This is a genomic window from Segatella copri, assembly GCF_015074785.1.
In the GTDB taxonomy this organism is placed as follows: Bacteria; Bacteroidota; Bacteroidia; order Bacteroidales; family Bacteroidaceae; genus Prevotella.
Window position 1 is genome coordinate 1,363,335 of the sequence record NZ_CP042464.1, and the last position, 14,686, is coordinate 1,378,020.

The 14,686-nt window shown below is 47.8% G+C and carries 13 protein-coding genes; 8 read left to right on the forward strand and 5 right to left on the reverse strand.

Annotated features, from left to right (window positions below):
• Positions 1 to 13: 13 nt before the first annotated feature.
• A complete protein-coding gene (locus tag FO447_RS06065) occupies positions 14 to 1,075 on the reverse strand; it encodes a porin (RefSeq protein ID WP_200758100.1) in 1,062 nt (353 codons plus the stop codon).
• 313 nt (positions 1,076 to 1,388) lie between these two features.
• Here FO447_RS06065 and FO447_RS06070 point away from each other — a divergent pair, with 313 nt between their 5' ends.
• The 6 genes from FO447_RS06070 to FO447_RS06095 all read left to right on the forward strand — a co-directional run bounded on the left by FO447_RS06070 (position 1,389) and on the right by FO447_RS06095 (position 7,195).
• Complete coding sequence (locus FO447_RS06070) at positions 1,389 to 2,165, forward strand: leucine-rich repeat domain-containing protein (RefSeq protein ID WP_200758101.1); 777 nt, start codon at positions 1,389 to 1,391, stop codon at positions 2,163 to 2,165.
• A gap of 21 nt (positions 2,166 to 2,186) precedes the next feature.
• Positions 2,187 to 4,211: an RNA degradosome polyphosphate kinase gene (locus FO447_RS06075; protein ID WP_200758102.1), complete on the forward strand. Its 2,025-nt coding sequence runs from the start codon at positions 2,187 to 2,189 to the stop codon at positions 4,209 to 4,211.
• Positions 4,211 to 5,116, forward strand: a complete 906-nt coding sequence (locus tag FO447_RS06080) for a Ppx/GppA phosphatase family protein (RefSeq protein ID WP_200758103.1) — start codon at positions 4,211 to 4,213, stop codon at positions 5,114 to 5,116. The genes FO447_RS06075 and FO447_RS06080 overlap by 1 nt, the downstream gene beginning before the upstream one ends.
• A 138-nt stretch (positions 5,117 to 5,254) precedes the next feature.
• Positions 5,255 to 5,761, forward strand: a complete 507-nt coding sequence (locus FO447_RS06085) for an RNA polymerase sigma factor (protein ID WP_181993595.1) — start codon at positions 5,255 to 5,257, stop codon at positions 5,759 to 5,761.
• Between the two features lie 67 nt (positions 5,762 to 5,828).
• A complete protein-coding gene (locus FO447_RS06090; RefSeq protein ID WP_200758105.1) occupies positions 5,829 to 6,734 on the forward strand; it encodes a hypothetical protein in 906 nt (301 codons plus the stop codon).
• A gap of 38 nt (positions 6,735 to 6,772) precedes the next feature.
• Entirely contained in the window at positions 6,773 to 7,195 is a 423-nt protein-coding gene (locus FO447_RS06095) for a hypothetical protein (RefSeq protein WP_200758107.1), read from the forward strand.
• Here the strand turns inward: FO447_RS06095 and FO447_RS06100 are convergent.
• Together FO447_RS06100 and FO447_RS06105 are read right to left on the reverse strand one after the other, a co-directional pair.
• Positions 7,179 to 7,865, reverse strand: a complete 687-nt coding sequence (locus FO447_RS06100) for a response regulator transcription factor (protein ID WP_118201233.1) — start codon at positions 7,863 to 7,865, stop codon at positions 7,179 to 7,181. The two genes, FO447_RS06095 and FO447_RS06100, sit on opposite strands and share 17 nt — an antisense overlap.
• 34 nt (positions 7,866 to 7,899) lie before the next feature.
• Positions 7,900 to 9,318 carry a sensor histidine kinase gene (locus FO447_RS06105; RefSeq protein WP_200758108.1) on the reverse strand — a complete coding sequence of 473 codons (1,419 nt, stop codon included), beginning with the start codon at positions 9,316 to 9,318 and terminating at the stop codon, positions 7,900 to 7,902.
• Between the two features lie 163 nt (positions 9,319 to 9,481).
• Between FO447_RS06105 and FO447_RS06110 the strand changes: the two genes are divergently transcribed.
• Positions 9,482 to 11,698, forward strand: coding sequence for an outer membrane beta-barrel protein (locus FO447_RS06110; protein ID WP_200758110.1), 2,217 nt, complete (start codon positions 9,482 to 9,484; stop codon positions 11,696 to 11,698).
• A gap of 51 nt (positions 11,699 to 11,749) precedes the next feature.
• On the opposite strand, the gene FO447_RS06115 is transcribed toward FO447_RS06110, so the two are convergent.
• Positions 11,750 to 12,148 carry an FKBP-type peptidyl-prolyl cis-trans isomerase gene (locus FO447_RS06115; RefSeq protein WP_022121977.1) on the reverse strand — a complete coding sequence of 133 codons (399 nt, stop codon included), beginning with the start codon at positions 12,146 to 12,148 and terminating at the stop codon, positions 11,750 to 11,752.
• Positions 12,149 to 12,291: 143 nt separating this feature from the next.
• Between FO447_RS06115 and FO447_RS06120 the strand changes: the two genes are divergently transcribed.
• Positions 12,292 to 13,578 (forward strand): NAD(P)/FAD-dependent oxidoreductase, encoded by a 1,287-nt coding sequence (locus FO447_RS06120; protein ID WP_117692471.1) that lies wholly within the window; start codon positions 12,292 to 12,294, stop codon positions 13,576 to 13,578.
• A gap of 1 nt (position 13,579) precedes the next feature.
• Here the strand turns inward: FO447_RS06120 and FO447_RS06125 are convergent, their stop codons facing one another.
• On the reverse strand, positions 13,580 to 14,596 hold the full coding sequence (locus FO447_RS06125; protein ID WP_234699077.1) for an alpha/beta hydrolase: 1,017 nt from the start codon (positions 14,594 to 14,596) through the stop codon (positions 13,580 to 13,582).
• Positions 14,597 to 14,686 lie beyond the last annotated feature (90 nt).

Sequence of the window (14,686 nt, forward strand, 5' to 3'; positions counted from 1 at the left end):
CTATAAACTATTATTAGAACTTTGTCATGAACTCCACAACAATCTTATCTTTTTCTGAAACTTTAGCTATACCACCTTTACGATAGAAATATTTCTCGTAGTTGATACGGATATCCGAGATGAATGGCTTGGCAAGGCTCAGGGTTACACCGCCCGTAACACGATGGCGCTTGTAATCATTGATCTTCAAGGCACCGAGTTCGGTATCAGAACCGCCATATCGGGTACCATCACTATGGTCGCTCATGAAATCATATCGTGCCAAAGGCGAAACCTTCCTGATGATGCTCTTAGGATTAGCCACCGGAATGTCATAGCATACGAAACCATCGAATGCATGAACATCGTGGAAGGCATTCTTGCTGTAATGTTTGTAAAGATACTCAGCCTCAGCAATGAAACCACCCTTGTGGAAGGTGATACCGCCATCATACATCGTTACCGTAATATCAGATGGCTTGATCTTCTGGGTGCTCAACACCAGGTTGACATTCGGGAAGAGGAACTGAGCCTTGGCAGAATAGTTAACACCCTTGGTCCAGTAATCCTTCTGGTTGGTCAAGCCCGAACCGTTGAAGATACCGGCATTCACCACGATAGGGAAACCTACATTCCAGGTGTATCCGATTTCGGCACCCACGTCGCGCACGTTGCCCACCTGCTTGGCGATGAACGAGCGGTTGGCGAAGTACTGCTGATGAGGAGAACGGTGAGCATCAATAGTGAATGGCACACGCTCCTGACCGATGGTAAACTGCAGTGTCTTCCAAGGCTTGATGCGGGTATAAGCGTCGAGCATCTTGATCTTACCCTCATCACAGAGATCAATCTCAGCCTTATAACTAACCTCCTTTGTTACATTTCCTGCTACATTGATACGGGCCGTACGCACCTCAAATCGTCCCTCCCCTTCTTCGGTTTGGTATTCATACTTAGAACGGATGGTTCCACCTATCTTCATTGTCTTGACGAATTCAGGCACATCGTTTCCAAGAGAACTCTTTTCTGAGTTTTGGGCATTCATTCCCATCGACACCATAGACAGTGCTATCAACAGATACGTTTTCTTCTTCATTTTTACCTTATTATATATATACCTTAATTGATTGTTACCAACAAGAAAGCAATCCCGTTATGAATCGAAATCCTACAAGATGCCTTTCTATTTCTTTTCGGCTGCAAAGATAAGGATAAAATGTTTCTACCACAAAACATAAGTGTTACAAATGTGTTACATTGTCTGTTTATGAAGCGTGTAATATGATTGTAACGCCCGTAATATCGTTGTAATATCATCGTCACAAACATGTAATCATCTTTTCGCTCTAGTTTAAAAATATCGCCGTACCTTTGCAACCGAAAAGAAATACAATTAACATATATGATTTATGAAGGAAAACAAAAAAGCGATTTTGGATATTCTTAAGAAGAAATCCAAGAAAGACGGTAAGTTTGAAAACTTGGTTCTCAACCTCGCCTTACAGAAGATTGACAGCGATAACTTTGAGTTTGACGGCGAGGCAGTCTATACCGCCGACAAGAAGCGCTTGGTTTACTACATGAACCATGATGCCAGTTTTACGATTCCTGAGGGAGTAGAGATTATCGGAGAGATGGCATTCCGTGGCAAGAAACAACTGTCTCATGTCATCATCCCTAGTACGGTGAAGGAGATAGAACATGATGCATTCTATGATTGTGATGAATTGGATAATATTTATATACCTGCCAGCGTGAAAGCTATCAAAGCATACGCTTTCGCTGAATGCGACAAACTGAAGAAGATTACTTTCGCAGGGACTCCAGAAAAGTTGAGCCGTCATACTTTCGATGACTGCGACCTGTTGCACGACATCATCGTTCCTGCCGGCAGCAGCAAGTTCTTCCGTAAAGAGCTTCACTTCATCGACGGAGATACTGATTTCCTCGTATTGGAAGTACCAGGCAAAGATCCTAAAGAACCGTCTAAGAACAAGAAGGATGAGAAAGTTTCTGAAAAGAAAGCTAACGCAGAGAAGAAAGAAAAGACTTCTGAAAAGAAAGCTAACTTAGAGAAGAAGGAAAAGACTTCTGAAAAGAAGACAGTAGAAGAAAATACAGAAAAGAAAGAAACTTCTGAAAAGAAGAATAACAAGGCCAAGAAAGAGTCTGCAAAAACAAAGTAACTCAATAATTAGCAAATAGTTATGACCAAAGAAGAATTACTCAAAAAAGCATACGTAGAACGCGATATCAGTTGGATGTACTTCAACCATCGCATTCTGCAGGAAGCAGAGAAAGAGTACGTACCATTGTTGGAACGTCTCTCTTTCCTCGGTATTTATTCCAATAACCTTGACGAGTTCTTTCGTGTCCGCGTGGCATCACTCAACCGCATGCTCGACCAGAAGCTCGACAAGGATACCGAACAGCAAATTAAGAAATCACTTAAAACAATAAATAAACTCAATGAATCTTATTCGAAAGAATACACTGAGGCGGTGGATACGGTTTTCCGAGAGCTTGAAGTACACAAGGTTCGCCTGCTCACCGAAGACCAGCTCAACGACGAGCAGAAGGAGTTCCTTACACAGTTCTTCTACGACAAGCTCAATGGTTCTGTCAACCCTATCTGGCTCAACGAGATAGACGACCTCTCTACCCTGGAGGACAACCGCATCTACCTCGCCGTAGAAAAGGCTGAGGATGACAAGAAGAAGAAATATGCCGTAGTAAAGGTACCGGATAGAGTTTATGGACGCTGGGTAAAGGTGCCGGCAAGCGATGGCTTCGACAACATCATGTATCTGGACGATGTAATCAGATACTGTCTGCCACTGGTATTCCTCGGTTTCAAGAAGAGCACCTATCGTGCCTTCAGTTTCAAGTTTACCAAGGATGCCGAAATGGAGATGGACAATGATGCCGACTTCGGAACCATGGAGAAGATTGCACTGGGTGTAAACAGCCGTAAGAAGGGTGAAGCCGTGCGCGTAATCTACGACCAGGAGATGCCGAAGGAACTTCAGAAGAAGCTGCGTGAGCGATTGAACACCAAGGAGTTGGATGCTTCTCTGGCTGGCGGAAGATACCAGAACCACAAGGATCTGATGTCGTTCCCAGATTGCGGACACAAGGAACTGAAGTACGAGAAGTGGGCTCCTATCATGAAACCGGAATTCCTCTCAAACGAGAGCATCCTCGACCAGATTCGTGAGAAAGATCGCTTCATCCACGTACCCTACCATAGCTTCAACGGCTACATCCGTGTGCTCCGAGAGGCTGCTACCAAGCCAGAGGTAAAGGCAATCAAGACCACCCTCTATCGTCTGGCAAAGGATTCAAAGGTAGTAAAGGCGCTCATCACCGCTGCCCGCAACGGCAAGAAGGTAACAGCCGTAGTAGAACTTCTGGCACGTTTCGACGAGGAGAGCAACATCAAGTGGAGCAAGCGCATGCAGGAAGAAGGCGTAAACGTAATCTTCGGTGTAGAAGGACTGAAGATTCACTCCAAACTGCTCTATATCGAATCAAAGAAGGGCAACATCGCCTGCGTGGGAACCGGAAACTTCCACGAGGGCAACGCCAAGATCTATACCGACTATCTGATGATGACCGCCCGTACTAAGCTGGTAAACGAGGTGGCTAAGGTATTCGATTTCATCGACCGCCCATTCTCACCATTCCGCTTCAACGAGCTCCTCGTATCTCCAAACTCCATGAAGAGCCGCATCCTGCGCATGCTCGACACCGAAATCAAGAATGCCAACGAGGGCAAGGAGGCTTGGGTGAAGATGAAGATCAATCACATCACCGATACCGATATGGTTAGCAAACTCTATCAGGCTTCAAAGGCTGGCGTGAAGATAGACATCGTGATCCGTGGCAACTGTTCGCTGGTGCCAGGCATCGCCAAGCTCAGCGACAACATCCGCTGCGTGGGCATCATCGACCGCTATCTGGAGCACAGCCGCATCCTCATCTTTGCCAACGGAGGCAAGCCAAGATACTTCATCGGTTCTGCCGACTGGATGCCTAGAAACCTCATCAACCGCATCGAGGTACTCACCCCGGTATATGACGAGGATATGCAGGCAGACCTGCTCCGCACCATCTCCTATGGTATGAGAGATACGATGAACGGCCGAGTGGTAGATGGCAAGGGCGGCAAGGAATTTGTGGAAGGCGAACCATTCCGCAGTCAGGAAGAACTTTATAAAGCATATAAATAATGATGAATTTAGCATCCATTGATATCGGCTCCAACGGAGCCCGACTCCTCATCAAGCGCTTCGATCCCGAGGCAATCCGAGAGGAAGACCGCATCAAGAAACTCATGTTCATCCGCATCCCATTGCGATTGGGCAAGGATGTTTTCACCCTGGGAAAGGTTTCCAAGGAGCGTGAGAAGATGATGCTCCACATGATGAAGGGCTTCAAGCAATTCATGAAACTCAATGACGTAGAGGCATTTCGTGCCTGTGCCACTTCAGCCATGCGCGATGCCGAGAACGGCAAGAAGGTGCTCAAGAAGATAGAGAAGCAAACCGGCATCAAGCTCGAAATCATCAAGGGTCAGGAGGAGGCACAGCTCCTCTACAATAACCTGGTAGAGAAAACAGACTCCAACGAGGGCAGCTTTGCCTACATCGATGTGGGCGGTGGTTCCACAGAGGTGAGCATCATCCACGACGGTGTGCTCGCCGAGAGCTATTCCTACAACATGGGTACCCTGAGAATGCTGAGCGGCAAGGTGACTGCCGATACCGAAAAGCTCTTCAAGGAGAACCTGACGAGATATGCCGAGCAATACGGCGACATCAAGATTATCGGTTCGGGTGGCAACATCAACAAGTTGAACAAGTTGGCACGCCACAGCAAGCAGGACGCCAAGAACCTGACGCTTGCCGAGCTGAAGCGCCTCTACTCGATGATGCAGCCCCTGAGCATCGAGGAGCGCGAGATTTCCTTCTCTCTGAAGGAAGACCGTGCCGATGTCATCATTCCTGCCGCCGAGATCTTCCTCAAGGCATGCGAATACCTGAAGTGTGAAAGCATCATGGTGCCCAACATCTCGCTCGCCGACTCCATCGTGGATGGACTCTATGAGAAGATGATGGCAAAAACAGAGGAATAAACCACTTCATCCACAAATAAAATAAAAGATATGTCTATATCTCAAGTTTTTATGCTATCTTTGCACAGAAATGTGCGAAGGTAGCATTTTTTTGTTTACCTTCCGCCTCTTCTTGCGTCATACACATAAAAGAAACAAATGGAAGAAACAGAATTTGAACATATCGCTCAGGAAATGCGCCCCAGGTTGACGGCACATTGTCAACGCTATCTCTCGGCAGGAACCCTTGCCGAAGAAGCTGATGACATCGTGCAGGAAACCCTGGTGAAGCTCTGGAAGATGCGCGAAAGGCTCTCTGAATACCAGAGCATCGAGGCCCTAGGTATGACGATAGCCAGGAATCTCTGCATCGACCATCTGAGACGCAACAAAGCCCAGACGGCATCGCTGGAACAGATGAAGCATCCTGCAGAAATCTGTACGGCAACCGAGCGTACCGACCAGACCATCATCGGCGAAGATACGCAAAGGCGACTCAACAGGGCGATGGACAGGCTTCCAGATACGCAGAGAAGAATGCTGCTATTGAGAAGCGAGGGAAAGAGCCTCGATGAGATTGCCGAAATCTGCGGAGCCAACAAAACGAGCACCAAGACGATGATTTCTGCAGCAAGAAGATCATTGCTGAAAATGATGAAATCATAAAAGGCTGGTGCTCAAATTGAGCTCTTTCAAATTGAATTCTAAAAAAGGAACTCTAAAAATGAAAGAAATGAAGAAACTAGAAGATATAACCTATCGCCATGAGCTGATAGAGCGCTACCTCGATGCTGATACCAGCGTGGAGGAAGAACAGGCTTTGGCTGAATTCTATCGCCATTGCGAAGATAAGGATTTAACGGATGAGGATCTCGACATCAGAAACCTGATGCTGGGAATGGAGAACTATACTCCGAATTTCCATCAAACAGAAATGGAAATGATGGAAGAACTGGACGGAAAAGAAGAGATGAAAGAACTGGATAGAAAAGAAGAAGCTGATGGACAGCCGCAAATGAAAGAGATGTCCCTTGCAGCTTCAAAGAACCACGAAACAAGATGGGTACGCCTCTCTGCGATACTTCTTGCTACAGCAATGCTGGCAGGACTCATCTTCCTGCTCTTCCCTATCAAGGATTATTTCTCATCCTCTTCCGAACAACAACCTGGCCTTGCCAACCTGGTTCCTACAGAGCAGGTGGTTCGCTCGCAGCCATCTTCCGAGGATGAAGACGGGAACCTGAATGCGTACGAAAAGATGGAACGTGCCGACTCCCTCTTCCTGGCAGCAACCCAGGATATCGTGCCCCCGCAGGAAATGAAGTCAAGCAAGATGGTACTTGCAAAAAGAAAGAATATCGCAGAAAGAAGCGAGAAACATGCAGGGAAGACTGCAGAAAATACAGAAGAGACCTCTTCTGAAACAGAAAGAAGCATTCATGAAGATTTCAATCAGATTTATGAAGTAGCCTCTGCCGCGCTGCCTTCTGCCGAGCAGCTGACCATCAACCGCCAAGGCGATAACATCGTTATCTCAACCCTGGACAACGACGGCAATATGCAGCATTACACCATCAATATCACAGAAACGCAAGATGGTAGTTATCAGATACTTCCATTGGCACAGTTAAACAAATGATAAAACATTTCACGCTGAATTATAAACATTTCACGCTTATGAAAAAGTATATTTTCACCATTGCATTTGCCCTGCTGGGCATAACCAGCAGTATGGCATCCAAGGCAGATACCCTGCGTATCTACAGCATCGACGGCGAGCGCATTCCAAACTTCACCGGCAAGGAACTCATCGGTAAAACCATCAAGAATTACCAAGTAAACACCAACGTCCTGCCGGCACCCAAAAGAGATGTGATAGAGATTCATATCATCACCACTACCACACCTCCTGCCCCCAAGCCAGCCCCTCACTATCTGATCAAGGGCAGAGAGCAGGAACTAACTAAAGAGGAATTCTACAAGATTTCTCCCAGCAAAATCAAAGCCATCGAGGTCTTGAAAGAGGGCACCAAAGCCATTCAGGAAAGAGGTCTGAAAGAGGATGGCAGAAGCTACATCATCGTTACTCTGGAGAAATAACAGATAAGACGTATCCCTTTTTCTTCAGCGACTCAATCTTAACGGTCGCATCATGCTGAAGAGCATGGCGAAGATACGTCATCTGCACATTCACAGCCAGGGAGTTGGCATAGCTCACGGTACCCCACACCGCCTCCTGTATCATCTCCTTGCTTACTACATTGCCGATATTCTTCGCCAGCAGACGGAGGATGTCGGCTTGTCGGCTGGTAATGAGCACACGAGAGGAACGGGTACGAAGCTCATTGTTGTTATAGCAGAAGGTGGTTTCTCCGAAATGATACACCTCCTCTTCTATCGTCTCACTCTCATTCATGGAGAACCGCTCCTCTATTCTTGCCAGCAACTCTTCCGGATAGAAGGGTTTGGCAAGATAATCGTTTGCCTTCAGGGAGAAACCTTTCAGTCGATCGTTCTTCTCCGTACGGTCGGTGAGAAAGAAGATAAGTACCTTCGGGTCGATGGCTCTGATGCGCTCAGCCACCTCATAGCCATCCATCTCCGGCATATTGATGTCGAGCAATACCAGGTCGGGCTTCACTTCCGGGAACTGCTCCCATGCCTTCTTGCCATTGCCGGCATAAGTCACGTCGTAGCCATGCTGCTGCAGGAAACTCTTCAGCAACATGGAATACTTCAAGTCATCGTCTGCAAATAATATCTTGATCATTTTTTCTGTTGTTTATAGCGTTAAACCGGATGCATCAGGAGTGCTGCGGGATGATGATCGAAATCCTGGTTCCCTTGCCCACTTCGCTCTGCATCATTTTTCTGCCCCCATGGGCCTTCACAATCATATCCACAAAACTCAAACCCAAGCCGATGCCTGGCTGCATCATATCCGGGTAAGCATTGCTGCGATAGAACTTCGTCCAGACTCTCTGCTGCTCGTCGGGCGAAATTCCGATACCATTATCTGATACAGAAATCATGACTTCCTCCTTCTCGGTATCTCGGCAGGCAACATGGATATTGACAATGTCGCCGGAATACTTCACCGAGTTCTCCATCAGATTGCTGACCACATTCAGAAGCTGGTCTCTATCTCCCATCATCCTATCGGAAGTGCGCTGGTAATCGAACGAAACATTCACCTCCTTCTGCTTATTCTTTCGATAAACTGCCACCAGATTCTGCAAGGCGGCATGGATATCGAAAGAAGTTATCTGGAGCGGGATATGTTCCTCTGCCCTGATTACTTCCCGGAGTTTGGCGAGATAGGCGGTCAGGTTATCGCTCTCCTCTCTTACGGTCTCCATGATGAGGGCATTCTCATCCTTCTCATCTGTCTTTTGAGCAGAGAATACGGATACACACATCTTCAGCGTCTGCACGGGGCGCTTCAACTCGTGAATCATCGTATGCACGAAGTCGCTTCGCATCTTATCCACCTTCTTCTGCAGGAGCATCACCTTGATGAGATAAGCTATGCTCAGGAGAAGCATGATGGTAACCAGCAGACTTCCTATCATCTGCCACATCATTCCCTTCAGGATGGGCAGCATCGGCACCTGCATCCTCATCTGCATCGACTGATACTGGATAGGATTGAAAGGCACTTCTAACAGCATTTCGTGATGAAACAAGGTAGGAGGCTCTACGATTCTTGTCTGCCACAGACGATGCTTTCCCGTCTTCATCTCTGCCCCGATGAAATCATTGCCCAGTTTCCTACTGATGAAACGGTCAAAATGCGCCTTGTCAAAGCGGGTAAGCTGGTAAGTGATGTAAGTACTCAGGCAATCAAAAGAATTGTTGGAATCCGTCTCACGCAAATCGAAAGTATCTCTCTTCTCCATCACGTTGCCGAATCCCGGCTTGCTATACACCACTCCACCAATGATTGTATCCGTATCCAGCGGAGAGCAAATCGTAGTACAGGGACGCTTGAAGTCTGAAAAATATGCCGTGACGACATAACCGATATGTGATTTTTCTTTTACCTCTGCTCCGATATTTGTCAGATAAGTGACTATTGCCTGTTCCGCCTTTTCGGCGTTTTTCTTCCCCATCTCTCCCATCGAATAGGTCACGCTATTGTAGAGCCAATAGGTCTGCAAGCCTATCAGCAGGAAAGAGGAAAGGATGGCGAGCAGCCAGACTTGTTTGATTCTTCTATTCATATCATTTTTTCTTTTTTCGATGCAAAGGTACAAAGATTTCACTATATATAATTAAGGTGAAGCAAGATTATTTTGCCAGCGTAATGTTTCAGTAATGATTATTTGCGATTTTGAGCCCGAAAAGCTGTTCCTTTGCAGACGAAAACAAAAAACAAGGAAGAATATGAAGAAAGAAACAGTTTTATGCGCGATGCTAGCCACCGCCACCTGTGCAACAGCACAAAACGGGAAAATCCAGACATCCGGAGTTTGCGCAGACTCAATACAGACGGAAAAAGATTCGATCAAAGCTAACCAAGAAGCTGAGATTAAAGCTGATAAGGAGGCAGAGATTCAAGCCGTAACCGTAACAGGTCATCGCCCGATGTACAAGATGAGAAACGATGCCCTGGTTACCCGTGTCCGCAACACTCCTTTGGCAAAGGAGCCAACGCTGGAAGATGTATTGAAGCACATCCCCGGCATGAAACAAACCGCCGATGGAACTCTGGAAGTAAACGGACTGGGAGCACCCATCATCTATCTCAACGACAAAAAGGCTACCTCTGCCGAACTCTCTCATCTCGATGTGAAGCTGATAGATGAAATAGAACTCATTACCACTCCTGGTGCAAAATATGATGCAACGACGGGAGCCGTACTGAGAATCCTGACGAGAAGAACAGACGAGGGTATATTCGGCAAGATGCAGGTGTATGATAAATTGAGCGAGGTGAACACCAACCACGAGGAATTGACCCTGGGTTGGGTAACGAAGAAGATTTCGCTCACAGGATTTTACGGCTACACAGACAACCGATACAATGTGCATCAGCCACAGGAAGCGCTCGTAAGAGCCAAAGATGGCGAATATCTCTTCGGAACCGACCGCCATGGCAAGAACAAGGCAAATTATAACGCTACAGAACTCAACTTCGACTGGTTGCTCAGCAAGCAACACGAAGTGGGAATACAATGGGAAGGGCTTTGGCTGAATGGCGGTAGAAGCGAGAAACAGCAGCAGTACTATCGCTATCCTAACCCAGCAGGAGAAGATACAAATAGAGAGATGAAGCTTTCTGATGCAGAGGGCGAGATGAAGTATTTTGATGCGGAGAGCCAGCAATGGGGACACCAGCGCAGTCACCACTTCAACCTCTTCCATCTGGCTAAATGGTCGAAGCATCTCTCATCACAGATTTATCTGGACTATGCCAGGAACAAGGATTCTGACAGACAGCCTATCACGGAGAAAGAAGGTAGCGAGATGCAGGAAACCCTCAACCGTTCCAATTCGCACTACGATATCTATAGTGGAAGAATAGAAGTCAAGCAACTCTTCTCAGACAAACATTCCATCAACTATGGTGGCGAATGGAGCCTGATGGAAGGCAAGGGAAAAACCGAAAGTTCTGCCGATATGCTTGGAACTACGGAATACAAAAACCACGATACCAAGACGGCTGCTTACCTGCAATATCAGGGTGAAGCTGGCAGATGGAGCTGGTGGGCAGGCATCCGATACGAGCATCTCACATCCCGATACACCAATCTGTCGGAGGAATCTCCCGACAATATGGAGCGCCATTACGACCAGTGGTTTCCATCGTTCGGTATCACTCTCAACGAACCATCGTGGCATCACTCGCTCAGCTTCCGAACTACCACCGCCCGACCTTCTTTCAGTCAGCTCAGTGGGAACATCTACTATACCTCGCGCTTTCAGTATCAGATCAGCAATCCGAAGCTACAGCCTGTCAACACCTATCGTCTGACCTACTCCGTGCAGTGGAAAGATTTCATGGGAATGTTGAGATACACCCGTATCGACCACTCCATCATGTACATTCATGAAGTGCCGGAGGACAAGCCCGTAAGATACGTGAGTACATTCATGAACTTCAACAAGATGCAGAAATACATGGCATATCTCAACTGGGGTCACGTCTTCGGCTGCTGGCGTCCGAATGTCAATGCAAGCATCACTTACCAGCGCTTCTCCGTAAATGATCATGGAGAGCTAATCAGCTATAACGGAGCAACTTGGAATGCATCGTTTGACAATTACTTCACGCTACCAAACGACTATCAGTTGTCGCTCTCCTACAGTTTTGACAACGGAGGACAAGTGGGCAAAACGAAGTTCAGCCCCACTCAGAACTGGAGTCTTGGTGCCAACAAATCGTGGATGGACGGCAGATTACAGGTTGCCTTCAGTGCCAACGACCTCTTCCATCAGCAGCTCTTCAAGGAGCGAGCCCACGAGCATGCCGTTGACTTCTCCCAGACTGAGGATTACAAGCTATGGAGCTACAAGTTGACCGTAACCTGGAAATTCAACAAGCGCAAGGGAAGATACAACGGCATGAACAGTGCGGAAGATGAATTGAACCGACTATAGCCGGACAAGACTCTCTTATCTTAATGATCTTTATAATTTCAAGTATCTGGGTTATCCCACTCCCAGCAGTTCTACTTCGAATATCAGGGTAGAACCGCCTGGGATGCCTGGCTGCGAGAACTTTCCGTAGCCCATCTCGGCTGGAATGTAAAGTTCCCACTGGTCGCCCACGTGCATCTGCTGCATGGCAACAATCCAGCCATCAATCAGGTCGCTCAATCGCATGGCAAACGGCGTACCGCCACGGCTGGAATCAAACTTCTTGCCATTGATGGTCCAACCGGTATAATGGGCCGTCACGATGCTGCGTCGGCTAGGCTGTGCTCCCTTCGGGTCACCCTGCTTCAACACCTTATAATAAATACCACGAGGCAGCGCCATAACGCCCTCCTCCTTTGCCTTTTCCTCCAGCCAACGCTTGTTGGCCTCTACATATTCTCTTTTTGCCATAAATCTATTTGGATTCTTGATATACTATGATTTTTGCGCAAAGTTACAAAAATCTATCGTATCTGCAAAAGAAAAAGGAGAACTTTTCTTCTTTTATCAAAGAAAAGCAGTACCTTTGCACCCTAATCATCAAAAAATACGATATGCCACAATCACTACATATTGCAATCATTGGTGGGGGTGCCGCAGGATTCTTTGCGGCGATAGAGGCCAAGCGCAACTTCCCTCACGCCGACATCACGATTTTCGAAAAGAATTCGAAGGTTCTCGCCAAGGTGGAAATTACGGGAGGAGGAAGATGTAATCTTACCAATTCCTTTGACGAGATTTCCGACCTGAAACAGGCGTACCCTCGCGGACATAAACTGATGAAGCGACTCTTCAAGAGATTCGACTACCAGCATGCCTTCGACTGGTTTGAGGAGAACGGCGTCCCACTGGTTACGCAGGAAGACCAATGCGTGTTTCCGCAATCGCAGGATTCGCACAGCATCATCGACTGTCTGGTGAATACCGCCAAGCGACTGGGCGTGAAGATACAATGCAACCACCAGCTCACCGCCATCACCGAACTGGAGGATGAGCGCCTGCTCCTGGATTTCAAGGTTTCAAAAGAAAAGGGAAATCTATCGGGTGCATCTTCTGCCTCTCATCCCGTTTCCGAAATCAGGCAGATAGCCTTCCACCGGGTAGCCATCACCACGGGTGGTCATCCCAAGATGGAGAGCTTCAAGCATCTCTCAGACCTGGGACATGCGATAGAGCAGCCTATCCCATCGCTCTTCACCTTCAACATTGCCGACAAGGCTTTCAAGAACCTGATGGGCACGGTGGTAGAACCTGTATATACCAGCATTCCGGGCACCAAGCTGAAGGCAGAGGGTCCGCTCCTCATTACCCATTGGGGCATGAGCGGTCCTGCCGTGCTGAAGCTCTCCTCTCATGCTGCCCGCTATCTGCACGAGAACAATTATCAGATTAAGATTTCCGTAAACTGGGTACACGAGAGCAACCGCTCGCTGGTGGAAGAGAACATCCAGGGCATCATCATCGCCAACCCGCAGAAGCAGCTGGCTAGCATCCGCCCTTACAATCTCCCATCCCGCCTCTGGCTCTTCCTGATTCAGAAGATGGGATATGCGCCCGAGAAGAAATGGAGCGAAATGGGAAAGAAGGGTTGCAACCTGCTGATAGAAACCCTCACCAACGACCTCTATCAGGTGAACGGCAAGGGAGCCTTCAAGGAGGAGTTTGTTACCTGCGGCGGCATCAGCCTCAGCAACATCGACCTGCATACCCTGGAGAGCAAGGTGTGCCCTCACCTCTTCTTTGCCGGCGAGGTGCTCGACATCGATGCCATCACCGGCGGCTTCAATCTGCAGGCAGCCTGGACCACGGGATATGTGGTGGGACAACATATAGGAGAATAGCCTATTCTTCTTTAGAAACAAAATCTTTCACGATGCGGGTGTATTCCTCGTGATGGTCGCGATACGCCATAGCATGAACGGAGCCCTTGGCGATGAAGATAGCTTTTCTGCCTTTCGTCTTTGCCTCATAAAGCGGATGAAGCATGGCGTAGGGCACGAAGGCATCCTTATCGCCATGGATAAAGAGCATCGGTTTGGTGCTCTTGCGAACCTGCTCTATCTGCTGCGCCTCGGCAAACGACCAGCCGTAGCGATACTGGCAAAGGGCGGAAGTGGTATTCATCAACGGGAAGGCAGGCAAGCCAAACTGCTCTTTGAGCTGAGCGGAAAACTCATCCCACACGCTGGTATAGCCGCAGTCCTCCACAAAGCACTTCACGTAATCGGGAGTCTTCTCTCCCGATACCGCCATCGTGGTTGCTGCACCCATCGAAATACCGTGAATCACTTGACGGGTATTCTTCGCTCTTCGGTCTTCCCCCTTCACTCTCTGTCCTTCACCCTTCACTTTAAAAATCTCATTGGCGATTTCCGACCATCTGATGACATCCCATCTATCCTTCCATCCCATCTGGATATGGTCGCCCTCGCTCTCTCCATGTCCATACAGATCAGGCAGGAGCACATTATACCCCATATCGTGATTATAGAGATAGGCGATGTGCAGCATTCCCTCGGAGCGCACCTGATAGCCATGCACCACCACGGCAGTCTTTTCCGTAGTCTTCGGTGCATAGAGATAGATGGCATGGGCCTTGTAGCCCGATGGCATCGTGACAAAGGTATCCTTCACGCAATGGTGCTGATACACTGAGTCCATCCAGCCAATCATCCAGGGGCACTCGTTCTTCATTCTGTTCTTCCAATGCTCAGCTGTCATTCTCTCCTCCTTCGGATAGTTGAGCGAATAATTGAGCATATAGTTGCTGGCACCATACAGTCCCAGCATCACGAGCACCACCAAGCCCAGAGCCGAAGCGATGCCTATCTTTCTTATCTTTTCCTGTTTCATCTTCATTCTTATTGCTATTAAAAATATCTATTATAGAGTTTCCGCTGCAAAATTAAGGAAAAAGATGGAAATGGCAAAGAAACGGAGGAAAAAATC

Bases quoted from the DNA above. Each gene is read 5' to 3' on its own strand.
- FO447_RS06075 (WP_200758102.1), top strand. From the start codon at position 2,187: ATGACCAAAGAAGAATTACTCAAAAAAGCATACGTAGAACGCGATATC.
- FO447_RS06120 (WP_117692471.1), top strand. From the start codon at position 12,292: ATGCCACAATCACTACATATTGCAATCATTGGTGGGGGTGCCGCAGGA.
- FO447_RS06115 (WP_022121977.1), bottom strand. From the start codon at position 12,148: ATGGCAAAAAGAGAATATGTAGAGGCCAACAAGCGTTGGCTGGAGGAA.
- FO447_RS06080 (WP_200758103.1), top strand. From the start codon at position 4,211: ATGATGAATTTAGCATCCATTGATATCGGCTCCAACGGAGCCCGACTC.
- FO447_RS06070 (WP_200758101.1), top strand. From the start codon at position 1,389: ATGAAGGAAAACAAAAAAGCGATTTTGGATATTCTTAAGAAGAAATCC.
- FO447_RS06100 (WP_118201233.1), bottom strand. From the start codon at position 7,865: ATGATCAAGATATTATTTGCAGACGATGACTTGAAGTATTCCATGTTG.
- FO447_RS06105 (WP_200758108.1), bottom strand. From the start codon at position 9,318: ATGAATAGAAGAATCAAACAAGTCTGGCTGCTCGCCATCCTTTCCTCT.
- FO447_RS06085 (WP_181993595.1), top strand. From the start codon at position 5,255: ATGGAAGAAACAGAATTTGAACATATCGCTCAGGAAATGCGCCCCAGG.
- FO447_RS06090 (WP_200758105.1), top strand. From the start codon at position 5,829: ATGAAGAAACTAGAAGATATAACCTATCGCCATGAGCTGATAGAGCGC.
- FO447_RS06065 (WP_200758100.1), bottom strand. From the start codon at position 1,075: ATGAAGAAGAAAACGTATCTGTTGATAGCACTGTCTATGGTGTCGATG.
- FO447_RS06125 (WP_234699077.1), bottom strand. From the start codon at position 14,596: ATGAAGATGAAACAGGAAAAGATAAGAAAGATAGGCATCGCTTCGGCT.
- FO447_RS06110 (WP_200758110.1), top strand. From the start codon at position 9,482: ATGAAGAAAGAAACAGTTTTATGCGCGATGCTAGCCACCGCCACCTGT.
- FO447_RS06095 (WP_200758107.1), top strand. From the start codon at position 6,773: ATGAAAAAGTATATTTTCACCATTGCATTTGCCCTGCTGGGCATAACC.